Source organism: Natronorubrum thiooxidans, from assembly GCF_900156475.1.
In the GTDB taxonomy this organism is placed as follows: domain Archaea; phylum Halobacteriota; class Halobacteria; order Halobacteriales; family Natrialbaceae; genus Natronorubrum; species Natronorubrum thiooxidans.
In genome coordinates this window covers 1-21123 of the sequence record NZ_FTNR01000015.1, presented here as the reverse complement: position 1 = coordinate 21123, position 21123 = coordinate 1, and the positions used below count along the sequence as shown (strand labels likewise).

Annotated in this window: 22 protein-coding genes and 2 pseudogenes; 11 read left to right on the top strand and 13 right to left on the bottom strand. The window is 56.2% G+C overall.

All coding sequences use genetic code 11. The features are described 5' to 3' along the window. Positions 1-66 precede the first annotated feature (66 nt). The 4 genes from BW940_RS17080 to BW940_RS17065 form a co-directional block, all read right to left on the bottom strand. Entirely contained in the window at positions 67-1614 is a 1548-nt protein-coding gene (locus BW940_RS17080; RefSeq protein ID WP_084776800.1) for a TrkH family potassium uptake protein, read from the bottom strand. Then, positions 1611-2282, bottom strand: a complete 672-nt coding sequence (locus BW940_RS17075; protein ID WP_076610422.1) for a potassium channel family protein — start codon at positions 2280-2282, stop codon at positions 1611-1613. Before BW940_RS17075 ends, BW940_RS17080 begins: the two co-directional genes overlap by 4 nt. Positions 2283-2422: 140 nt before the next feature. Next, positions 2423-2836, bottom strand: coding sequence for a universal stress protein (locus BW940_RS17070; RefSeq protein ID WP_076610421.1), 414 nt, complete (start codon positions 2834-2836; stop codon positions 2423-2425). Positions 2837-2840: 4 nt separating this feature from the next. Next, on the bottom strand, positions 2841-3191 hold the full coding sequence (locus BW940_RS17065) for a hypothetical protein (RefSeq protein ID WP_076610420.1): 351 nt from the start codon (positions 3189-3191) through the stop codon (positions 2841-2843). A gap of 230 nt (positions 3192-3421) precedes the next feature. Between BW940_RS17065 and BW940_RS17060 the strand changes: the two genes are divergently transcribed. From BW940_RS17060 to BW940_RS17045, 3 genes are all read left to right on the top strand, one after another. Next, positions 3422-4165 carry an Lrp/AsnC family transcriptional regulator gene (locus tag BW940_RS17060; RefSeq protein WP_076610419.1) on the top strand — a complete coding sequence of 248 codons (744 nt, stop codon included), beginning with the start codon at positions 3422-3424 and terminating at the stop codon, positions 4163-4165. Between the two features lie 1115 nt (positions 4166-5280). Then, a complete protein-coding gene (locus BW940_RS17050; RefSeq protein WP_076610491.1) occupies positions 5281-5610 on the top strand; it encodes a hypothetical protein in 330 nt (109 codons plus the stop codon). Between the two features lie 2 nt (positions 5611-5612). Continuing rightward, positions 5613-6152, top strand: coding sequence for a winged helix-turn-helix transcriptional regulator (locus BW940_RS17045; RefSeq protein WP_076610417.1), 540 nt, complete (start codon positions 5613-5615; stop codon positions 6150-6152). A gap of 1 nt (position 6153) precedes the next feature. On the opposite strand, the gene BW940_RS17040 is transcribed toward BW940_RS17045, so the two are convergent. From BW940_RS17040 to BW940_RS17025, 4 genes are read right to left on the bottom strand one after another with little or no spacing between them, the layout of a single operon-like run. Next, positions 6154-6699 (bottom strand): hypothetical protein, encoded by a 546-nt coding sequence (locus tag BW940_RS17040; RefSeq protein WP_076610416.1) that lies wholly within the window; start codon positions 6697-6699, stop codon positions 6154-6156. Further along, positions 6699-6986 carry a thrombospondin type 3 repeat-containing protein gene (locus tag BW940_RS17035; protein ID WP_076610415.1) on the bottom strand — a complete coding sequence of 96 codons (288 nt, stop codon included), beginning with the start codon at positions 6984-6986 and terminating at the stop codon, positions 6699-6701. The genes BW940_RS17040 and BW940_RS17035 overlap by 1 nt, the downstream gene beginning before the upstream one ends. Further along, complete coding sequence (locus BW940_RS17030; protein ID WP_076610414.1) at positions 6970-7839, bottom strand: FAD:protein FMN transferase; 870 nt, start codon at positions 7837-7839, stop codon at positions 6970-6972. Before BW940_RS17030 ends, BW940_RS17035 begins: the two co-directional genes overlap by 17 nt. Positions 7840-7841: 2 nt before the next feature. Further along, the gene (locus BW940_RS17025; RefSeq protein WP_076610413.1) at positions 7842-8117 is read right to left on the bottom strand and encodes a hypothetical protein; all 276 of its coding nucleotides are present in this window, start codon (positions 8115-8117) and stop codon (positions 7842-7844) included. A 235-nt stretch (positions 8118-8352) separates the two neighbouring features. Here BW940_RS17025 and BW940_RS17020 point away from each other — a divergent pair. Next, positions 8353-9034, top strand: a pseudogene (locus tag BW940_RS17020) (IS6 family transposase). Positions 9035-9150: 116 nt separating this feature from the next. On the opposite strand, the gene BW940_RS17015 reads toward BW940_RS17020, so the two are convergent. Continuing rightward, complete coding sequence (locus BW940_RS17015; protein ID WP_076610412.1) at positions 9151-10014, bottom strand: bactofilin family protein; 864 nt, start codon at positions 10012-10014, stop codon at positions 9151-9153. Then, on the bottom strand, positions 10011-11288 hold the full coding sequence (locus BW940_RS17010; protein WP_076610411.1) for an MFS transporter: 1278 nt from the start codon (positions 11286-11288) through the stop codon (positions 10011-10013). The genes BW940_RS17015 and BW940_RS17010 overlap by 4 nt, the downstream gene beginning before the upstream one ends. Before the next feature lie 396 nt (positions 11289-11684). Between BW940_RS17010 and BW940_RS22415 the strand changes: the two genes are divergently transcribed. The 4 genes from BW940_RS22415 to BW940_RS16995 all read left to right on the top strand — a co-directional run bounded on the left by BW940_RS22415 (position 11685) and on the right by BW940_RS16995 (position 15744). Continuing rightward, on the top strand, positions 11685-11807 hold the full coding sequence (locus BW940_RS22415; RefSeq protein ID WP_008163607.1) for a hypothetical protein: 123 nt from the start codon (positions 11685-11687) through the stop codon (positions 11805-11807). Continuing rightward, positions 11807-13051, top strand: coding sequence for an RNA-guided endonuclease InsQ/TnpB family protein (locus tag BW940_RS17005; protein ID WP_076610410.1), 1245 nt, complete (start codon positions 11807-11809; stop codon positions 13049-13051). The genes BW940_RS22415 and BW940_RS17005 overlap by 1 nt, the downstream gene beginning before the upstream one ends. Positions 13052-13243: 192 nt before the next feature. Then, entirely contained in the window at positions 13244-13795 is a 552-nt protein-coding gene (locus BW940_RS17000; protein WP_235847830.1) for a DUF998 domain-containing protein, read from the top strand. An 11-nt stretch (positions 13796-13806) separates the two neighbouring features. Next, positions 13807-15744, top strand: coding sequence for a serine hydrolase (locus BW940_RS16995; protein WP_076610409.1), 1938 nt, complete (start codon positions 13807-13809; stop codon positions 15742-15744). Positions 15745-16047: 303 nt separating this feature from the next. Here the strand turns inward: BW940_RS16995 and BW940_RS16990 are convergent, their stop codons facing one another. Then, positions 16048-16692 carry a DUF6920 family protein gene (locus BW940_RS16990; protein WP_235847829.1) on the bottom strand — a complete coding sequence of 215 codons (645 nt, stop codon included), beginning with the start codon at positions 16690-16692 and terminating at the stop codon, positions 16048-16050. Here BW940_RS16990 and BW940_RS22525 point away from each other — a divergent pair. Then, positions 16666-16893, top strand: a pseudogene (locus BW940_RS22525) (HVO_A0114 family putative DNA-binding protein); the annotation flags it as partial. The gene BW940_RS16990 and the pseudogene BW940_RS22525 sit on opposite strands and share 27 nt — an antisense overlap. Before the next feature lie 8 nt (positions 16894-16901). Here BW940_RS22525 and BW940_RS16985 read toward each other — a convergent pair. Next, the gene (locus BW940_RS16985; protein WP_235847828.1) at positions 16902-17954 is read right to left on the bottom strand and encodes an SWIM zinc finger family protein; all 1053 of its coding nucleotides are present in this window, start codon (positions 17952-17954) and stop codon (positions 16902-16904) included. 772 nt (positions 17955-18726) lie between these two features. Here BW940_RS16985 and BW940_RS16980 point away from each other — a divergent pair. Together BW940_RS16980 and BW940_RS16975 are read left to right on the top strand one after the other, a co-directional pair. Continuing rightward, positions 18727-19098, top strand: a complete 372-nt coding sequence (locus BW940_RS16980) for a MarR family transcriptional regulator (RefSeq protein ID WP_076610407.1) — start codon at positions 18727-18729, stop codon at positions 19096-19098. Beyond that, complete coding sequence (locus BW940_RS16975; RefSeq protein ID WP_076610406.1) at positions 19095-19448, top strand: type II toxin-antitoxin system PemK/MazF family toxin; 354 nt, start codon at positions 19095-19097, stop codon at positions 19446-19448. The genes BW940_RS16980 and BW940_RS16975 overlap by 4 nt, the downstream gene beginning before the upstream one ends. Before the next feature lie 143 nt (positions 19449-19591). Here BW940_RS16975 and BW940_RS16970 read toward each other — a convergent pair whose 3' ends face one another. After that, positions 19592-20734: a tyrosine-type recombinase/integrase gene (locus BW940_RS16970; RefSeq protein ID WP_076610405.1), complete on the bottom strand. Its 1143-nt coding sequence runs from the start codon at positions 20732-20734 to the stop codon at positions 19592-19594. Positions 20735-21123: the final 389 nt, after the last annotated feature.

The following is a 21123-nucleotide window of genomic DNA, read 5'->3' as shown; positions in this document are numbered from 1 at the left end:
GAGTCAGTTACTACTCTAGACGAGTTTGAGACACGACCAAATCCACGTAAGATCGGGTGACGGAGATTACGTATAGAGGCCGAGCCGCTGAAACACCGCCCCGAACAATACAGCAATCGGGATAATCTCCAATCGACCAACCCACATGTTAACGATCAACATTGTTTTCCCCGTCGCAGGCAGCTCGGGTCCAGTGATCCCAGAACTCAGCCCAACATTACTCTGAGCGCTCATCACGTCAAAAATGACGTATTCAAGCGGATAGGCCGGGGAAAGCGTTTGGAGGAGAACAGTGACTCCGACGATGAGACAGGCAACCCAGAGAACAAACACGACCGTTGCTTCAGTGTATTCCCGTTGGACTTGGTCTCCGCTCAGATTCCGCTGCCCGATTTGGAGTCGGCGGATCGCACTGTTTGGCTGCAGGACGTTGTTTATCTGCCATGCCGTTCCCTTGACAAGTGTGATGACACGAATAAGTTTGAGACCACTCACTGTAGATCCGGCCGCCGCACCAGTAAGCATCCCTAAACAGGTCATCAGTGTTGCACCAGCTGTCCAGGCCCGTTCCGTCCCGCCTCCGATTGTGGCTGTCCCGAACCCGGTATTTGAGGTCGCAGAGACGAACTGGAAGAGTGCGATGCGGAAGGTCTCCTCGAACGTTTCATAGTGACCGTTGAGCCAGAGAATCGCGGTCAGGACGAGTGAGCCGATACCGAACCAGAGGAACACCCATCGAGTCTGGATATCTTTATAGAAATTCTCGAGTTCGCCCTTGAAGATAAGGTAGTGGACGGGGAAAGCGATACTGCCGGCGATCATGACCGGGACGACCGCATATTCGATGAGCGGACTATTGTAGTGGCCAATCGAATCCGCGTGAACTGAGAATCCGCCAGTCGCAATGCCGGTCATACCGTGGTTGATTGCGTCCCAGAGGGGCATCCCAACCACGAGAAACAGCGCAATGGAGGCGAGCGTCAGCCCAAGATAAATCTTCCATATTTCTTTGACAGTATTCACGATACTCGGGTGAATCTTCTCAGAGCGGGCTTCGCTCTCGTAGAGCGTCAGCGAGCCACTGCCGGGGCGAGCGAGGATGGCGACGGTCAGTACGATCACGCCGACGCCACCGATCCATTCGGTAAACGAGCGCCACCAGTGGAGCGAGCGGGGTAGTTCTTCCTCAACTGCGGCGACCGTCAATCCCGTCCCAGTGAACCCACTCATGCTCTCGAAGATCGCATCGAGTGGGTGAAGGAAGATTACCGTCGTGTCGTCCAGTGGCGGTGTATTCGTCCACGCGGGGAACGGATCGAGCGCCATTGTCCATGCGATCAACAGAAACGGCAATCCTCCGAGAATGCCAACCATCGCCCATGCGCTAGCCGCAGTAACCATCGCCTCGGCCTTCCCAGACGTGGATACGTTCCGATATCGTCGCGCCAAGGCGATACCGATGCTGGCCATTACAACGGCGGAGAAAGCAAATGCTGGAACCGTGAAGAATTCACGGTTCGTGATAGCAATCAGTATCGACGCGACAAGCATAAGCGACACGACTTGCAGGATGCGGCCAACATCGCGTCCAACAGCTCGATACTGAATCTTCATGGTTGTTCGCCGGTAAACGCCGAGACCGCATCAGATAACGCAGCATCATCTGTGAACACCGTTACATGGTCACCTGCGTGGATCGTTGTCTCTCCCCGCGGTGCCCGGATATTGCCATTTCGTTCGAGTGCAACGACCAAACACCCCTCGGGAAGCCGCCCCGACTCAAGGGCCGTGTTGAGGCGTTGGGCGTTCATCGGCGCATCTTCAGTGACAGTTATCTCAACCAGTTCGGTCGTGTCATCGAGTTCGATGAAGTCACTGACGTTGGGATACCGGACAGAGTGATAGAGGTAGTCTGCAATCAGCCGTTGTGGGTTTTCGATCAGGTTAACACCGATCTTTTCGAAGACAGGCAAGTTCTCCGGATCGTGAACAACGCTGACGAGATTCGGAACATTGTGTTCCTGTGCGAGCAACATCACCATGATATTGGTCGCATCGACGTCCGTTGTGGTGATCACGGCGTCCGCGCGATCGATATCCGCATCCTTGAGGGTATCGTGAGTTGTGGCGTCAGCGTTCAGGACGAGACAATCGTATTCGGCCGACGCGGTGTTCGCTCGTTCCTCATCGTGCTCTATGACAACAACATCGTTACCGTCACTCACCGCTCGTTCAATCAGGTTCGATCCAATGTTTCCAGCGCCGACAATGATAATGTACATAGTATCTTATACCTCGAGTTGCTGTGGGATCACTTCCCAAATCTGCATCGGGGACTCTTCTGGTCCACAGGAAATCACGACTGTTCGTGGGGGCTTCCACTCCTGAGAAGACGTTACTACTTCAGTACTGGAGTCACGTCTCATCTTTTCTCCTCCCGAAGCGCAATGACTGGCCGATCGGATTCCGTGATGAGTCTAAGCGCTTTGTCCCCAGAGAGGAATTGGACGAGGCGGTTACCACCCCGAGGACGGAATGCGATGGAACTGGCCTCCAATTCCTCAGCAGTATTAATGATAGCACTGACAACATCTCTGGAGTACGTTATCTCGTCTTCTGCCTCAGGAATTGCTTCCTGAAACATGTCAAATGCATCTGCGGCCCGTGATTCGGCTTGTTCGAGGGCGAGCTTATCGGGCACTCCTTCACCCTTTTCGATGATATGAACGACTGTGACACGGTCAAACTGATACTGGTCAAGGACAGTTGCTGTCGCGCGTGCATCTTCCTCATCGGCAACTGGTACGACAACATGGTTGGTGAGAGACTGCATCATTGGATCACTCCTGAATATCTCCCAGAAACGACCAGTGTAGGGCCTCCTCACCATCAGGATGTCTCTCCCGCACCACATGGTAGAGAGAGACCGGCTGTGAATCCGCGTTGGATTCTCCCTGACTCGGAGAACGCATTTTTACGAGCGTGTATATCCTGTCCGTTTCGATACTGAGGACGTCTCCCGCTGCCTCCTCACGGATCTGCTCCTCGATCGGGGGATGCATTGACTCGAGACGTTGCTCGACGTATTTGTGGACCATGCGAAGTTCCGGCGGTTCGAGCGTATCGAGTCTCTCAACGAGGAAGTCCGGGAGTTGGTTCGTGAGTGGCGATTCATCGTTCGAGGGGGTCATATATAGAAGTTGTTTTGGAAGGCAAAATATCTTCCCATTGTATTGCTGATTCGTTCATATATTGCAAATATTTTTTCTAATCGTTTAATAGTCGGGAGAGAGCTTCTAGGCGGTGAAATCGCCGCCTCTCGACGAAACTATCTCACCAACTCGAGGAATTGAGGCCGTTTTCAAACCAGAAACCAAGGCGTATTTAAAAGTAGATAGAGAATCAATTGTACGGTATAAATATGGGCCAAGGAATCGATGAGGTCGATGAACGGATACTCTACTATCTCACACAAGAAGGACGGCATACGTCTGCTCCGGATATCGCTGAGAAAGTAGACGTATCTCCCCCGACTGTCCGGAATCGAATTCGGCGTCTCGAAGAAGGAGGAATCATCAAGGGGTATCACGCTCACGTAAACTATGAACGATCTAACGGCTGTTTAACAAATCTGTTTATCTGTACCACGTCAGCGACTGATCGACAGGAATTGGCGCAACGCGTCCTCGATGTTCCGGGTGTGATCAACGTGAGAGAGATCATGACGGGGAAAGGCAATCTCCGAATCAAGGCAATCGGGAAGGATACCGACGACCTCACACGCATTGCACAAGATATCACTGCTCTCGGGATCGAGATCGATGACGAGGGCCTCATTCACCGAGAATACTTCCGACCATATGCTCAGTTCGGCCCTCGAGAGGAAGAGCCAATTTCGCCAGTAACTGGTGTCGCAGGGCTTTCTGGGGATGCAGACGTGATCGAAGTCATCGTCAACGAAGGAGCGCCAATTGCTGGCAAGACTCTTCAACAGGCCAATGAGGAAGAGCTGATTCCGTCGGGAGTACTGGTCGTGAGAATTGATCGGGGTGATCAGGCCATTACCCCGACCGGAGAGACAACGATCAAGGAAGACGACTTTGTTACAGTCCATTCGCGGTCGGGTATCACTGATGAGACCTTAGGAGTATTTACTGGTAGATGAGGATATCATACAACGGTTCTCATACCCTATCTTCGCTTCCTCTGTATCGGCCGGTGGGGAGCGTCTACTGACAGGTGCACCGAGCTGGGTAGCTGGCCTTTATATTATTGCCGGGAAATTTATTGGCACTGTTCGCAAACGCAGAATTATGTCTCTTCGGGAAGTCTTGGGACCGGACTCGCTCGATCAAATTGTCTACGTTACTCTGGTTTGGGCTATCATCGTGCTCGCTTCTGCTTACGTCCTTGACGACCAAATTGTTCGGTTAGAAACCGTTATCGGGACGGGGATTCTTTTTGTTTGGATCGTATGGGGCGTCAATTACCGTCTTCAGCAGGTACAACAGGAACGTTACAAGCAGAAGAGGTAAGAATTATTTATGCTGTATTCGCGCGCTGTATCTCCCCCGACTGTCTGAACATCTCTTTGTACTGGTAGAAATCTTGGTGATCAATACGCACATTCAGTTACTGACCCCTTCGATTGAGTTTCAGGTGTGTTTCTGAATAAAAGAACCGTGCTACTATCCACTGTTAAGAACTGTTCCAGTTGGTCGACTGCCAAGGAACCGCCGGAAATCGAGCAGTAACTTGGCCGTGCATTCGTCTTTAGCTAAGACTGGTAGTAATCGATAGGGAAGAGATTATAACTGGTAGTATTGTACGGAACGATTTCAGCTGATGAGACGGTCTACACCGTGAGATCGGGCGATAAACAGCGTTGTGATCGGTATTTCCGGTGATTTAGGAGGTGTATGGACGAAATCCAGCAAAAATTACAGCCGAGCAGTATTATTGTGAGTATTATCTAAAGACAGATGGTCGCCGCTGTCACGTGGTTTCTCGCTTAGCTAAAGACAGATATACGCCGGGGTTATGGCCGGCGAGGGCGCGCTCGAAGCGATCACTTTCTCGAAAGTCAGTCACACGCTCGCCGACGCGAAAGGCAATACCTGTGCGTCCGAACGTAGTGTGTACAAAATCCGTCGCAGAGCGGCCGTCGCAACGACGACCAGCCTGCCAACCCGACGCTGGGACCGTTCCGTCCGTCCGTCCGATTCGATGGTTGGACGACAATCCTTTTTCTTTCCCGACACCTCTGTTGAGTCGTACCTAATGGCAGGGCTCGTTCCGGAATTCGTCACGATGGCCGTTGCACTGACGCTCGCCCAGCAACTCGAGCAGATCGTCAGTCTCGGGATTTTTCTCCTCGGTACGGTGCTGGCACTGCTCAGTGCGCTGGCGTGGCGACGGGAACGCGACTATCGCATGGCCGTCGTCGCCGTCGGCTATCTCATGTTCGCGATCTACGGGTGCGTCGTCTTTCTCGAGTACTACCTCCTGCCGTATTTCTCCGTGCGGACCGTCGAGTTATTAGAACACGGCGCCGCGGCGCTCATTCTGGTTGGGTTGCTCGCGTTCTTCGTCGCGTTGAGTCGGGATTGACCATGGTGGGCTCCGACCCCGACGTGGACCCGGCGCTGGAACTACAATCGCGGCGAATAATCTACCAGCACGTCCGTGACAATCCTGGGATTCACTTTCGGGCCCTCCTCGAGGCTCTCGAGTACGCGCAGGGAACGCTGCAGTACCACCTCCGTTGGCTGGTAGCCCACGGCTTGCTCGAGGAGTCGGACGACGGGAAGTACACTCGGTACTACCCGGCAGAAGAGTTCGACGCGGTCGATCAAGCCGTAATGAACGCGCTGCGACGCGAGTACGCCCGCCGGATCGTCGCCCACCTCGCCGTCGAAGGGGCGTTGTCGACCGCCGACCTGAGCGATCGTCTCGAGCGGTCGCCGTCGACGGTGTCGTGGCATCTCTCGAAACTCGAGGACGCGGATCTCGTGACTAAGGAACGGCAGGGTCGAAGCGTCGAATACGAACTGCGCGACCCAGAGCGCGTGCAGTACCTCTATACCGTTCATCGGCGGACGTTCACGGATCGAGTCGTCGACCGACTGTTCGACCTGTGGGATAGCTACTGATCTACTGGTTCGTCGTTGTGGGTGTCGACAGCCGCCCGCTGGCTACCAGCAGGCGCAATAGCAGGACATAGCCGAGGAACGCGATCGCTGGGCCGAAGACTGGTCGGATCAGCCCCGCGACGTCAGTTCCGATGGCGGCAGCGTGGACCGTTGCGAATACGAAGCCGCCGTAGGCGAACGCGTGGACGACTCGCGGTCCCCAGGGTCGGTCGAACCGCTGTGCGTCGAGAAAGCCAAGCACTGCGACGACGAGCACCTGCAGCGCTCCGACGCCGACCACGACGCCGGCGAGCAGGTAGGTCGTCGAGTACGCGGGTTGAGGCGCTGATCCAGTGACGATGAACCAGGTGTCGAGGACGCCAAGGACGCCGTGAAGGAGCGTCACGAGCATCGCGAACACCGATACTTCGATGTGGATTTTGCGGGCGAGTCGGTAGAGCGGGCCGAACGACCGGGCAGTGTAGAGGATTCCCGTCAGGACTGCGAGATACAGCGCGGGGTAGGCGACGAGTGCTGCGCCACGGTCGAGATACCAAATAATCTCCATCACGAGGCCCCCGTCGTCTCGACGATGTCAGGACAGCCGTCGCCATCCTGAAAGTCGTTCGTCGTTTCCGGTCGTGTTGGACACTGGTCCGCGTTGTCACGAACCCCATCGCCATCATAATCGTTCGGTGCCTGTCTCGTTGGTACTGTCGAGTCGACGAGGTCTGCCTGTTCGCGGTCGACCGCTTGGGCCTCACGAACGTCGGCGACTCCCCACAGCACCGGGACTGTAACAACCAGTAGCACGATCGCGATGACCGTGATCGTTCCGCTATGCGACGTGTTCATCGAATCCCTCCGTCATCCGAAAGACGCCGTCGTGAACGACGAACGCCTCGAGGCCCGGCCACGCCGCTGCGCGCTCGAGCGCGTCCGAGAGTGGTAGTGCGGCGAGCGTCGTCGCGAGCGCGTCGGCTTCCAGACAGTCGTGCTGTGCGACGACGGTGACCGACTCGTGGCGTGCGCCGAGTCGCTCCGTCGTCGGATCGTAGACGTGGTCGACGCCGTCGCGCTCCCGACGATAGCCCCCGGAGGTGGCGACGTTCCAGTCGGTCTCGAGAACTTTGAGCGGACGCGAATCCCCGTAGGGACTCTCGACGGCGACCGGCCCGGTCGGCGGCGACATATCGCCACCGCCGCTGACGAATCCGCGTCGACCCGGCCCCGCTGCGGCGGCGGCCACGCGGTCGACGATGTAGCCTTTCGCGAGGCCATTGAGGTCGAGTTCTGTCTCGGTGAGGACGCGGTTGCCGTCGACGCGCACCGACCCCGTTTTGAACGGCGCAGAAATCGATTCCTGGTCACCGCGGAGGTATGCCTTCAGGTCGTGTTCGACCGCCCCCTGACGAATGTCGAAGACGCCGTCGGTGTGCTTGCCGTACTCGAGACCGCGCCGAACTAGGCGAGCGACGTGTTCGTTCTCGACGCGTCCGGTCCGGTTGAGACGCGCGACTGCGCTTTCCGGATCGAACGCATCGAGTTCGGCCTCGAGCGACAGTGCGGTCTCCCTGGCGAGCTCAGCCGCGACATCGGAATGGTAGCCCGTCATCCGAATCACGAAGTCGGTATTACAGCACCGAAACTCCAGTCTGACGTCACCGAGTCGCGTTCGGGCGGCAGTGAGGGTGTCCGCTAAGCTCATCGCTAGTCGTCATCCTCCTCTTCGTATTCGTCTTCGTACTCCTCGTGTTCTTCGTACTCGTCGTTCTCGTGTTCATCGTCGCCTTGCGTCCCGACCGCCGGTGTGAAGTCTTCGTTTGGCGTCGGCGCGTCGCTCGCAACTGTCGGGTTCTCGTCGGTCAGCGAATCGACGCCGAGTCCGAGCCCGGGGGCTGCCAGCGCGAGTGCGACGACACCGGTCAACACTGCGCCAGCGAGCGTAAGCGAAACGAGTCTGTTCGTCGGGAGTGGAGATTTCATGGGACAGGTGCAGGTAGTTTACGGCCTTATCTATCGTTTCGCGTCCATCAATCGAATGTTCGTCCAACCGTCGAATCGTCCGGGTCGATCGCTGATCACCTACTCACTGTGACCGCAGCGTTTGGGATGCTCGAACTATACGACCGTCCTTATTCCTCAACAGACACCACTACGAGTACAGGGCACTGTCTAGATGAGAGTTTGAGGAACGAGCAGGTGGTGGCAAGAAGTGTCCATGCAACTTGCCAACCTGCTCAGAGAGAGCTTAGACGTGGATTGTGATGAGATTTGGGAGAACGAGCGCACCCTGAACACCCGTTAGGGTGTTTGGGGTGCGCCTGCATTCGATGGGGTTGTCGGTGCGGGAAGTCGTCGCTGTGCTGGACTTACTTGGCGTCGATCGGTCTCATGGAGCTGTCTGGAACTGGACGCACGATCTCGCGGAGAGCCAGGCGGACCCGCCGACGGCAGCGCCGTCGCGGGTCGCCGTCGATGAGAAACAGATCGAGGTCGATGGCGAAAAGAAATGGCTGTACGCGGCGATCGATACGGAGTCGAAGCTCTTGCTCGAAATCGACGTACACAGCCGCCGCGGGACCGATCCCGCGGCGGCATTTTTGCATCGGCTAACCGAGAAACACGACGTGTCAGACACTGAGTTTCTGGTTGATGGCGGTGGCTATCTGACTGCCCTCTTTCGACACGATCTGAGCGGTCAACTCAACTATACAGACCGGAACCACATCGAAAAATGGTTCCAGACTGTGTCGATGCGAATCGACCGCTTTCACTCGTTTTGGCGGGGCAGTCCAGCCAGTGCACGTCGCTGGCTCAGACAGTTTAGACACCACTACAACCACGATAGGCCGAATCAAGCACTCGATGGCCGAACGCCAGCCCAGGAGGTGCTGAACTAGACAGTGCTATATTGATAAACATGTCGCTATAATTATGTTTTATCAACACAATCACGGTTCCGGATTTGGGATGATATTCAGACATGACTGCATACCTCTTGCTGTTAACCTCAGTATCACTCCGGAAGCGATACCGGTTCGAACTCTTGCAGTCCGAAGTACGTCAGTACGACAGCCCCCAGTCCGGTTAGGAGAAGCCCACCTGCGATCAGGTCCCCGAGGATCGGAATCACTCCGGTCACCTGTAAGAGCACCATGACAACAACGACTCCGAGACCGGTCGCCAGCCCAACTCGTGGGGTATTCAACTGTTGACCAGCGAGATATCCCAGTGCGATGATTCCGTAAGCAATAATCAACAAGCCTACCAGAAGACCGAGTATGCTCACAGGGAGGAGGATCAGGGTGAACGCCATGAAGACGAACACCGAGAGAAACGTTACGGAGAGAAGTGCTCCCACAGTTAGGCTGATAAGCGGATGATCTTTCGCGGCTGCCCCGACATTATCGAGCAGTGGTTCATGTTTTCGGGAGAGCAACGCTCCTACAACCGCTAGTATCAACGTCGTCAGCACGATCGGCGTATACGCGGCGATCGGGCTGGGTTCGGAGGATTCAAACGCGACAGTGGTCTGCTCCATAATGGTTGCTTCGGTAGACAGTTCCTCGCTTCCACCAATGTGCTGGAGTTCTCCATCGATCGTTGCACCGTCCTCGACGACGAGTGATCCGGAGAGTTGCGTCACGTCACCTTCAACTGTTCCATGGATCCGGAACTCGCCACCGATAACGTAGACTGGACCAGACACCGCTTCGTCGGCCGGCACCGTGACCGTCGCATCCCCGACGATCAACGCGCCTCGGTGCTCGGTTATCTCGTGGTCTCCTTCAATAACGAACTCGGTGGTTTCGACGTCTGCTCCACCCGCCGAGATCATGAGTAGCACGATTATCAAGAGCGGGATGAGTTCCAGATTCATGGCGTCGTCCCTCCACGAGCCAATTCAACCATCCGATGCACGTATAGCAGCACCGGAAGTGCGACGACGAACAGCAGTGCCAGCGCGTTCACGTACGTCAGATGGTTCAGCAGTGAGAGTCCGACCCCCTCGGAGTACAGCGCTAGCGAGGTACTCAAGAAGGTTGCCAGCCACCCCGCTATCCCGACACCGAGGGCCGTGTGCGTGCCAATGGTCTCGGGCGTGGAGAGATCCGGCCAGAGTGCAAAGTTGAGCGTCGTGTAGAAACTGACGGCGAGCACGTAGAACATCGGCAGTACCAGTGGTGGGGTATCACCCGCTCCAAACTGGATATGGAAGACATACAGGAGGTGCGTGAACGCGAACAGGCCGAACACCCAGAAGAACAGCCAATTTCGGTCGAAATTCGTGTAGATGACGCCAGCGGCGAGCGCCCCAATGACGTGCAAGACAGCGATAAACAACCGGACGCTCAGGTCGGGGGATTGCCAAGACGTGTAGATGTACTGTGGCGTCTCGATGATCCGGAGAAAGCCCAGGCTATCGATGAAGAAGACGCCGAACATCAGCAGGATCGGCCCCCAGAACGCGAAACTAACCGTCCGAACCGGTATCGGTCGGCAGAATCGGCCAGTTCCGAACGTATCGCGTTTGTGTTGACTGGCGAGGCTATCAACGAATCGGAACCGCTTGACTGAGAGAACGGCGAGAACGAAGACAGCTGGAACCATCATCGCGCTCATGACGAGACTGAACTCGTCGATTCGCCACTCAATTGGATACAGGGCCGCGACGAAGAACGACAATCCTGCCACGATAGCAGCGACGTATCCGCGGTCTCTCACGGGAACGAAATCGAGCATGAAGCTGAAGGACACCGGAATTCCGACGCCGAGCGCCATCGAACAGACGATCACCCAGAGTACAAACTGTTCGATCGTACTCACGTGTGGGGCAGCGATCGTCAGAAGCAGTTGGACGAAAATGACCAGAAAGAGCAGCCGGAACTTCACGTACAGGTCAGTGCTCCATCCACGCCGATCCATCAGGACGCCGCTGGCGACGGCTGCGACGAGGGTGAGCAGCGCAAGTATGGCCATCACTATCGACACGTCCCCGGGGGGCATACCGATCTTCTGCGTTCCGAGATCGGTCAGCCCCAGTTGGACGAACGTGAGGTTGTAATAGTATCCTGCCGTGAGCGCAGACACGTAGATCAGATATCCAGTGATGGGAACCCACTGGCGCTCACGGGCGAACTCGAAGAGTTTCATAGAGTGCTGTAATGCGCAAACCAGTATAAATATTGTCTATAAAACTACATATTGGCAGCAATGTAACTCAAATATATTTGAGATCATCTTGCCTGTCCGTTACAGAGTAGTAGAATCCACTGTCTCCACTGTACGCCGATGAATAGTTTTTCGAGGCAGATTCGGCACCTATTCAACGAATTGAAATGACTATGATTTCGAGAAGATTGTCATCCCATTAGACGGTCATTATATTTAGCTGAATTGAGGCGCTAAGCCCCCTTCCTCAGCGAGCGCCGAAGGCGCGAGCAGGGAGGGGATACAGCGCCGCTCGTGTTTCTTGGACTGTTCTACAGCAGGCTCACAGGCCCACGTAATCGGTAATATTTTACGTATAGCGTGTATTGTGTGCATACGGTGAAACGGAAGACTATCACCATTCGGGAGGACCAAGACGAGTGGATCGAGGACCAGCACCTCAACCTCTCGTCGTTTGTCCGCGAAAAACTGGACGAACTAATCGAGGAACGCGAGGACTGATGTATTACGCCTACAAGTATCGCCTTGAGCCGTCCGACGCCCAACGCGAGGAGTTGGACCGCCACCGCGATATCTGTAGGCAACTGTACAATCACACTCGCTACCGCCTCAACGAATACCGAGAGAACCACGGTGAACTGCCGTCCATGACCACGCTTCGGTCGGAGCTACCTGACCTCAAGAAGTGGTGGGATGGTCTCTCGGACGTGTACTCGAAGGTTCTCCAAACCGTCGTCGAACGGCTATTCAACAACCTCAGTAGCCTTTCTGCGCTCAAGCAGAACGGCTACGGTGTCGGTCAACTCAAGTGGAAGCCACCACGGGAGTTCCGCAGTTTCACGTACAACCAGTCTGGCTTCAAGCTCGACAAGAAGGGCGGTCAGACTGTGCTGTCGCTCTCGAAACTCGCGGATATTCCGATCCGGCTCCACCGAGAGATCCCTGACGACGCCACACTCAAGCAGGTCACACTCAAGAAGGAACCGACCGGCGAGTGGTTCGCTACGTTCGGTGTCGAAGTCGACCGAGAGCCACCTCAAAAGCCCGACCGGCCGAAGAACGTCGTCGGTATCGACGTGGGCATCCTGAAGTACGCCCACGACACCGACGGCCACGCGATCGAATCGGCTGACCTCTCGGACGAACGCACCCGACTCGAGCGAGAGCAACGGAAGCTCTCGCGGAAGCAACATGGGTCGAACAACTACGAGAAGCAACGCCGCCGAGTGACCGAGTGTCACGCCGACCTGAAGAACAAGCGCCGCGACTTCCTTCACAAACTCTCGAACTACTACGCTCGTGAGTACAATCTCGTCGCGGTCGAAGACCTTGACGCGAAAGGTCTGGTCGAGCTTGACGGCAACTCTCGGAACCGTGCCGGAGCAGCGTGGGGGACGTTCCTCCGAATGCTCGAGTACAAGTGCGAACGCGAAGGCACGCACTTCGTGGCTGTCGATCCGGCCGGAACGACCAAAGAGTGTGCGGCCTGCGGTGTCTCGACCGACAAACCGCTGTGGGTCCGCGAACACTCCTGTCCTTCCTGTGGGTTCACGGCGGACAGGGACTGGAACGCGGCCTGGAACATTCTTTCTCGTGGTATCAAGCAAGTAGGAGCGGGACGCTCCGAATCAACGCCTGTGGAGACTGCGCTCCCTAGGGGAACCACTTCGGTTCCTGCAAAGCGCGTCGTGGAATCAGGAAGCCCCATCCTCAAGGAGCGAACGGCGTCAGCCGTGAGCGAGTAGGGTGGGGTGGTTCACATTCTCTGCGGTGGTCAGTAGAACTCCTATATGTTCTCTGGACGCGAACTAGCGATTGGTGAATATACTATGACTCAAAGTGCCGCGTATAGCCAGGCAACTGATGAAATTCACGAAATAGAGTCAGATAACCGGAAGCGTGCAGGGATTTTCTTCGTTTTACTTGCCGCCCAATTCATGACGGTTATCATGCTTACAGCAGCGATGGCCCCTGGCTACGACTTCGGTGCGGCCGCCATCAGTGATCTCGGCGTCATTGCCGAGACTGCGTTAGTGTTCAATATTTCGCTTATCGCAGTCGGCTTGTTTAATCTCCTTGGCGGGTTCTACTTCTACCGGACCCATGGAAAACGCTGGCTCTTCGCTATCTTTGCACTCGCCAGTATTGGTGCGATCGGCGCTGGTGTCTTCCCGCTCGATACCGGCGGCCTCCACTCTCTATTCGCGCTCCTCGCGTTCGTATTCTTCAACGTACAGGCCCTCGGGACTGCAACTCGACTCTCGGGGGTAATGCGATACATCTCGGTCCTCGCGGGCGGTGTGGGACTAGTGTTCGTCGTGCTCATGGCGGTAGGTGACGCCGGCAATACGGCGGCGTTCGGCCCCATCGGCCACGGCGGGACGGAACGGATGATCGTCTACCCAGTGATGCTCTGGCTGGTAGCCTTCGGTGGCTACCTGCTTGGGAGTCCTGGCCGACCTGTTGCAACCGCACATCGAGGCGAGTGAGCTACAGTCCAATGGACTCCGTTTCGCGCCGGGACGTTCTGGGTGGACTCGCGGTCAGTGCTGCTGCCTTCTCGACACCCGTAAATGCTAGCACGGATACTGCGAGTAGGGCCGTCGCCCAGCCTGATACAGGGCCGCTCGCCGATCCGAACGCTTTCGAGTCGTTTCTCGATGGTCTCGTACGTGCGCAACTGGAAGCTCACGAAATTCCAGGGGCGACAGTCGCTGTCGTCGATGGCAATTCGGAGTTCGCAAAGGGATACGGTGTTAGTGACATTAGTTCGGAAACACCAGTTCGTGCCGATGAGACGCTCTTTCGTATCGGTTCGGTGTCGAAACTGATCACCTGGACAGCCGTGATGCAGGGTGTCGAACGTGGGCGGCTCGATCTCTACACTGACGTAAACCAGTATCTCAATGAAATCGATGTTCCTGGGACGGACGAGCAACCGATCACACTCGACCATCTCGGGACGCATGCACCCGGGTTCGAGGATCGGGCTCACGGGACGTTCGTCTTGGAAGAAACCGACCTCCAACCACTGGAGCAGTCCCTTGTCGAAGAGCAACCTACTCGCGTCCGTCCGCCGGGACAGTTTACTGCGTATTCGAACTACGGCGCTGGCCTCTCCGGTCACATCGCGGCAACCACCGCTGGGATGTCGTTCGAGAACTACGTTACTGAGGAAATTTTTGATCCGCTCTCGATGGATCGGAGCACGTTCGCCCAGCCGGTTCCAGACCGTCTCCAGGCAGATCTTGCAAAGGGATACACAGCCACAGCGAACGGGTTCCGAGAAGATGACTTCGAGTTCGTTGGTATGCCGCCCACAGGTGCAATGAGTGCGACCGCGACCGACATGGCACGATTCGTCCGGGCACATCTTCAGGGCGGAACTATTGATGATGACCGGATACTCGAATCGGAAACGATCGCGGAGATGCACCGCCGTCGATTCGCCAACGACGAACGAGTGAACGGAATGTGCTTCGGTTTCTACGAGATGAGTCGTCACGGTGTCCGGGTGATTGGTCACGCCGGTGACACACAATTATTTCACAGCCTCCTCTTTCTTGTTCCCGAACACGACGTAGGGGTGTTCGTCTCATACAATGGCCCCGGAGGGATTGATGCCAGAAAGGAGTTCATCGACGAATTCGTTGAGCAATACTTCCCCACGGAAGAGCCGTCAGTAGCGGTTTCAGATAGCACACTAACACGAGGGACCGACCTCGAAGGGACGTACAGAACACTCAGAGTCCCGTCTACGACCTCAGAGAAATTCATCGGCGTTACCGAGACTGTCTCCGTTTCTCTCGACGATCGAGAACAGCTGATAACGACACACGGCGACGAAACGAAGCGATGGATCGAAGTGGAGCCGCTCTTCTTCCACGAAACCGACGGTCCCGACCAACTCGCATTTCGTGAAACCGATGGAGATATCACACACCTGTTTCTCGGGAGTCGTCCAGCGTCGGCGTACGAACGACTTTCGATAGTAGAACAACCACGGGTTCACGGTGCGATCGTTGCTTTCTCTGTAGTAGTCTTCGTGACGGCCATCTTTGGATGGTCTGGGGCAGCCATCAGGTGCTGGTATCGTGGTACGGAACGATCTCGGGAAGACTCCCCACTCCGATTTGCACGGTGGACAGGAGGCATAGCTGCTGTCTGTTTCCTCCTGTTTGTAATCGGTTTCGCGGGAGGGGTGGCGATGCGACCAACTGCGTTTCTGTATGGAGACCGGTTACTATTTCGCTTCCTTACTATACCCTCACTCGTCGGGGCAGTAGCGAGCGTTTTAACGGTGATATTCGCAGGCATTGCCATATGGAACCGAGAATGGGGGCGCTGGACGCGGGTTCACTACACGGTGGTCTCGCTCGCTGCAATGGTGTTCACATCGCTGCTCTGGTACTGGAATCTTCTCTGGTACCAAATGTGACAGCTAGATGCTGTTCGGAGGAACCGCCTTGCATCGATTGTCTTCAGTCCAACAGCGCTGGCATCGCGGAACCGAACCAGATGAGCCAGGGGGACGACGAGCCAGAATATCCGGAAGATTGGCGTCGTCGTCCTGAGCACGACGGGTACCGTCAGGAGCGTTACGAGCGCGAGTACGGTCCACCGATGATGACCGCATCCAGCCCCCTCGATGGTCCGAATCGTCCCATCGACACCACGTGCAGTGTCGGTGGACGAAGACGGAGTCGTTGTCCGGTACCGAATTCAGACGAGGCGAAGAGAGTCATCGCCCACGTCCACGACAGGATAGAAAGTCGTCGTACTGTATGTCTGTGACCCGTCCCTGCCATGCGTGCACGTCACCGTCCGGAAGATGCCAAACGACTTTCCCCTCTGTCGGCACACGTACGCCGTTCCGCGTCTCGTAGTTCCGCCAGTAACCGGACCAGGGCATCGACTCGTATCCATCGTCCAGGCGTCGATATCGATCAGCGTGGACCCTGGTCACCTCGTCGTCCTCGTTGAACGAGAACGTCAGGGAGGCGGACACGTCCCCGTCTTCGACGGTCGTTTTCGCCGTACGGTCGTCGATCGACTCCCACTCGATGCCCGCTGCGGGAAGGAGCGCGGTCGGATACCAGACGGCCTCGGCGAGATAGCGCATCAATTCTGCTTCTTCTAACTCCGGACTCGAGTTGGCTCTGTCGAGCGGGATGACGCTGAACAGGGACACACTCGCAGTGCCTTCACAGTCACAGAACAGGTCACGGACGCGCAAGGAGAGAAGCGGGGCAAGTCTGATCGACGCGTCCCAATAGAACCCCGGCGGATCTACGGTGACGTGCTGTGTCGCGGTAAACGGCTTCCACGGTGACGACGAATCACCCAGGCGCAGTTTGCCGTTCTGCTCGAGGCAATCGCTGATCATGAGCCAGACAGTATTCGTGAACTCGCGTGAATCGTCGGCCGTCATCCGCCAGAAGTCACTGAGAGCGTGACCGAACTTGCCGACTACGGACTCGTCGAACTCGAGCAAAACGGTCGCGCAAAGCGTCCGGTTGTGTGGTACGATGAGATCGATATCGACCTTCCCATCGGCCAGCACTCCCCCGATGTTGCACCAGCGTGATATCCTGCTCAGTCTTCGCTCAATTCCTCATAGAGGCGCTTGCGAAGCCCTATATCTTCGTCCGCGATCTCAGAAAGTACACTCCGGAGCTCTTCGGCGGACGCCGCTGCAAGGAGAGCTTCCAGCGATTGATCACCGCCGACGGCTTCGATGTCACCGCTAGCCAGCACGGCTGCGACAATATGCTTACACGGCACTGCATCATCAGGACAGCTACACTGGCCACTGACATAGCTTCCCTGCGAGAGTGTAACCCGAACATCGTATGGACGGCTCCCTTGGACTGTTGCTTGGAGAGTATCGTCTACGTACTCGAGCTCAGTCACTGATCCACGTTCGTAGTAGCGGCTTCCTCGCTCATAGCGGCCTGGCTCGGTTACTTCTTGAAGTATCTCGAGATCGACTGATTGAGATGGTGTCTGTGTTTGGAGACGTGGAAATGCGTCTCCAACGGGCTCGTCACCAGGAATAGAGGGATCAGCTGACCGACGGTGGATCCACCCTTGCTCTGGCCATCCGATCGGGTACCACTTGGTCGGATCGCTCACGACATCCCAACACGTTCCGATCACCGATGAACTATCCTCGGGAAATATTCCTTTGATCGTTGCCGTACGCGGCGTCATACCGATATCTAGCGTGACATCAGTCTGGTGGGCGGTGTCGTCAGCAACTCGATCGGCGTAGTTCGAATGAATCTCCTCGAGTGCAGCGATCCCGTCAGCTGAGAACGCGTGGCCGGTTCGCTCGAGTTCAAGCACCAGCTCAGCATATTTGTTCTTTTCGCGGTATTTGATCAGTGGGCGATTGCTCCCAACCAGTTCAGTGGGGTCGTAGTCTGGGAGTGTTGCTCCGAACACAATCGGCTCAACCGGCTCTGTTGGCGTTTCCGGCAGGAGATCTTCGTCTGGTGAATTTTCAGCAGTTGGCTCACCGAGTGATGTCTCGAAGAGGCGGCCACAGGCTGGACAGACCGTACAGTTGAGCTCACTACTGTGCCATGTCGTGAGTTCGTGGGCGCAGCACCAGTCACAGGGGCGTTTAGTCTCCTCTTCAACCATCTCCCAATCGATGTCACGAACCGGCGTCACTCGCTTGAGTTGAGTGATGACTTGTGAGCGCCGCTTCTGCTGTTGTTCTAGTTGTAGGCGGCATGACTCACACACGTCAGGGCTCTTCTCACGAATGTCAGTCGGGAAGACAAGACGCTGCTCAGTGGTTCGGCCCTGTAGAACGGGTCTCCCTGTAGAGGAGAGTGATCTCGAACGAGATTGAGTACTGTTTGGTGATTCGGGTGGTTCGTATGCGACAATATCTGTTGCTATGATGGACTTATCTGGTGAGTTCCCTGTCTCATCAGCAAATGCTCGTCCATATCGGCATCCATCAGGCCCGACGATGTGCCATTTCCCAGATTGTGTTCGGCCAAACGTTGGCACGGTTGCTTGCGAGAACGAGACGAACTCCTATAGAGTCTTTCAAGCACTTGTACTCGAGTATCCGGAGGAACGTTCCCCACCCAGATGTTACGTGGGAACGCTGTCATCAGTCAAGTGACGGTCACCATCAACGAAGCGCTGGACATTCGCAATCGAGAGAGCAGCGTTCGCGAATGCTAGGTTGCGGCGGATCGTCTGCCATTTTTGGATCGTCTCGGCGTCGATGTCTCGTTGCACAGAGGCAGATTCAGAGAGTGCTTGGTTTGTCTGCTCAATGGCCAAACTCGTCCACGAACGCGTTCAACCGTGTAAGAATAGTGGATAGCATTTCAGTGTTTTCGTAGCTTTCACTCCTAACACTCTTTACAGTGCATAACGTATCCCCCATTCAACGATGTCCATCGACCGAGATACCTTCGAGAACACGAGCGAGGACGAGCTCGCGGATCTTTCGGTCGCAGATCAGGTCCTCGGGTTTCTCGCCGCCAACGAGGAGCGAGCGTTCAAGGCCCGCGAGATCGCCTCTCAAATTGGCGTCGACGAGGGTGCGGTTAGCACCGCTCTCTCGCGATTGAAGAACCGCGACCTGGTCGAGCACAAGGCAACGTACTGGGCGGTGACCGACGACGCAGAGCGCCTCGACGGATACAGCGGCTACGAGCGGGCGACCGAACTGTTCAACGACCAACTCGGTACCGAGGACAAGGAGGCGTGGCGCGAGCACGCACCTCAGAAACCACACCCGAGCGTCGAGGACGAACAGTGACCGACGAAGAAGCAGCCCCTGTTTTCGAACGGGGCGATGTCGTCTACGGCGATGACCCATTCAAAGGTGACGAGGACGCTCGGCCCTGGCTCATTCTCTCGAACCACGAGGGACGTCCATTCTACGGCGAGCAATATATCGCAGTAACCCTAACGTCAAGGTCCTGGATGGATGGCCTCATTGCCATTCCTGAGGAGAGCTGGCTTCGTGGCGGGACACCGGATGAGAGTCGGATCGTCCCGTGGGGCGTTCAATCCATTGACCACGAGGATATCGACTTCTGGCAGGGACGTCTTGCCGGAGATCTCGTCGATGAGACGGTTGCTGCACTCGTTGAAGAACTTCAGTAGCGGTATTCCCCAATATTTTGGTCGCGTTGCAAATTTATCTAAAGTTTGATCCTGTTCTAAAGTTGGCTATGCTCGCATCTGATAAGCCAACGAACATCAGTAGTGTGACGGCTGTTTTGGCTGACCGTTTGAGTAGTTCGTTCTCAGCTACGAACGTCGTCAATCGAATCGGAGACATCCTTCATCTTGACGTCGGCGTAGGCCTCGTGGGTAGTCTCGATCGAGTTGTGTCGTAACGCTTCCTGAGCCTTTTCGGACATCCCGCTGGTATAGAGATCGCGCCCGAGTGCCCGCCGAGCGCCATGTAGCGTCAGATAGTCGTACTCGCCGTCGGGGTTGATCCCGGCCTCATCGGTGAGTCGTTTCAACAGTTGGCGAACACCCTCTTTCGAGATCGACGGCGGCGGCACCTCGTGCTCGCGGTGTAGACGGTCAAGCACCTCGGTCTTCCCGGCGTCACCCCTACCCTCGAGCGCCCGAGAGACTGCCTTCTCGCCGAGTGCATCCTCGAGTGTACGCTTTTTCGACCCATAGTGGCCGGTCGGAAAGACGGGCCACGCTTCGGTCGTCGGCTCTTGCACCCGATACCATCGCTTGAGGACGTCGTGGACACTCGCAGGAAACGGGGCCTGTTCGTACTCACGGGACTTGCCGTAGACTTCAATCAGCCGCTCGTCGAAATCGACGTTCTTCCACCGGAGGCCGTTACGCTTGTCATCTTTCGGATCAGCGAACAACTCAGCACCACGCGCCCCTGTCCCGTCGAGCATGACGACGATCGCCCGGTCACGGAAGGCCGCCTCTACATCGGTCCGGATGGTTTCTTCCAGAGCCATGTCCACGCGCTTGGTGGCGTACTCGAGCAACGTCTCGCGGTCCTCGGCGCTCCAGTACTGGCGCTTGCGTTTCCCGTCGTCCTCTGGCAGCGGGTCCATCGCGGTGTTCGTATTTGCCGGGTTGGACTCGAGATGTTGCTCTCGGACAGACCAGGAGAGAAAGGCCCTCACGTACGCGAAGTAGTTGTGGGCGGTTGAAGCCGCCAGATCCTCGTCGATCACGACGCGGTCGTAGAGGTGCTCGCTGTAACTACGGACGTCATGGGGGGAGAGGTCTTCCACAAGCTCGAGGTCACGTTCGTCTCGACAGTGATCGGCGAACTCACACAGTGGTGAGCGCATGGTCGTCTTCGAGCCGTCGGCGTTGATTTTGTAGCGAAGGTAGCTCTCGACAGCCTCGTGGACAGTCGTTCCCCCGGAGGAAGCCCGTCGATCCGTTGATCCAGACATTCGTATGTGGGGTACAGTGTCGACCCTCGTAAAGTCCCTTGGTTAAACTGGTATTTAACCAAGTGATTATGAAAACAGCTCTCGCGGTCGATTTCGGTAGTCTCGGGTACTCGAGCGTACAAAACCACATCCTATAAACCAAATACGGCTGTATAGATTTTTCTCGGCGGCGACCACAGTTTCAGATCTCAAATTCTGAATGGCCCGTGTTTCTCGCGCACGCTCGCGTACGGGCTCTAGAGCAGAATCAGATTCCGTACTTAATTCTCACATCGAAATAATCCTTAAAGCATCCGTCTTTAGTTAGGAGACGAATCGCGTGACAGCGGCGGCTTATCGAGGTATGTTTGCGGAAGGAACGAGGAGGCGGCAAGTGTGCACCAAGACGC

Excerpts from the sequence above, each read along its gene's own strand:
- BW940_RS17080 (WP_084776800.1), bottom strand. The coding sequence starts at position 1,614 with ATGAAGATTCAGTATCGAGCTGTTGGACGCGATGTTGGCCGCATCCTG.
- BW940_RS17075 (WP_076610422.1), bottom strand. The coding sequence starts at position 2,282 with ATGTACATTATCATTGTCGGCGCTGGAAACATTGGATCGAACCTGATT.
- BW940_RS17070 (WP_076610421.1), bottom strand. The coding sequence starts at position 2,836 with ATGATGCAGTCTCTCACCAACCATGTTGTCGTACCAGTTGCCGATGAG.
- BW940_RS17065 (WP_076610420.1), bottom strand. The coding sequence starts at position 3,191 with ATGACCCCCTCGAACGATGAATCGCCACTCACGAACCAACTCCCGGAC.
- BW940_RS17060 (WP_076610419.1), top strand. The coding sequence starts at position 3,422 with ATGGGCCAAGGAATCGATGAGGTCGATGAACGGATACTCTACTATCTC.
- BW940_RS17050 (WP_076610491.1), top strand. The coding sequence starts at position 5,281 with ATGGCAGGGCTCGTTCCGGAATTCGTCACGATGGCCGTTGCACTGACG.
- BW940_RS17045 (WP_076610417.1), top strand. The coding sequence starts at position 5,613 with ATGGTGGGCTCCGACCCCGACGTGGACCCGGCGCTGGAACTACAATCG.
- BW940_RS17040 (WP_076610416.1), bottom strand. The coding sequence starts at position 6,699 with ATGGAGATTATTTGGTATCTCGACCGTGGCGCAGCACTCGTCGCCTAC.
- BW940_RS17035 (WP_076610415.1), bottom strand. The coding sequence starts at position 6,986 with ATGAACACGTCGCATAGCGGAACGATCACGGTCATCGCGATCGTGCTA.
- BW940_RS17030 (WP_076610414.1), bottom strand. The coding sequence starts at position 7,839 with ATGAGCTTAGCGGACACCCTCACTGCCGCCCGAACGCGACTCGGTGAC.
- BW940_RS17025 (WP_076610413.1), bottom strand. The coding sequence starts at position 8,117 with ATGAAATCTCCACTCCCGACGAACAGACTCGTTTCGCTTACGCTCGCT.
- BW940_RS17015 (WP_076610412.1), bottom strand. The coding sequence starts at position 10,014 with ATGAATCTGGAACTCATCCCGCTCTTGATAATCGTGCTACTCATGATC.
- BW940_RS17010 (WP_076610411.1), bottom strand. The coding sequence starts at position 11,288 with ATGAAACTCTTCGAGTTCGCCCGTGAGCGCCAGTGGGTTCCCATCACT.
- BW940_RS17005 (WP_076610410.1), top strand. The coding sequence starts at position 11,807 with ATGTATTACGCCTACAAGTATCGCCTTGAGCCGTCCGACGCCCAACGC.
- BW940_RS17000 (WP_235847830.1), top strand. The coding sequence starts at position 13,244 with ATGACGGTTATCATGCTTACAGCAGCGATGGCCCCTGGCTACGACTTC.
- BW940_RS16995 (WP_076610409.1), top strand. The coding sequence starts at position 13,807 with ATGGACTCCGTTTCGCGCCGGGACGTTCTGGGTGGACTCGCGGTCAGT.
- BW940_RS16990 (WP_235847829.1), bottom strand. The coding sequence starts at position 16,692 with ATGATCAGCGATTGCCTCGAGCAGAACGGCAAACTGCGCCTGGGTGAT.
- BW940_RS16985 (WP_235847828.1), bottom strand. The coding sequence starts at position 17,954 with ATGGTTGAAGAGGAGACTAAACGCCCCTGTGACTGGTGCTGCGCCCAC.
- BW940_RS16980 (WP_076610407.1), top strand. The coding sequence starts at position 18,727 with ATGTCCATCGACCGAGATACCTTCGAGAACACGAGCGAGGACGAGCTC.
- BW940_RS16970 (WP_076610405.1), bottom strand. The coding sequence starts at position 20,734 with ATGTCTGGATCAACGGATCGACGGGCTTCCTCCGGGGGAACGACTGTC.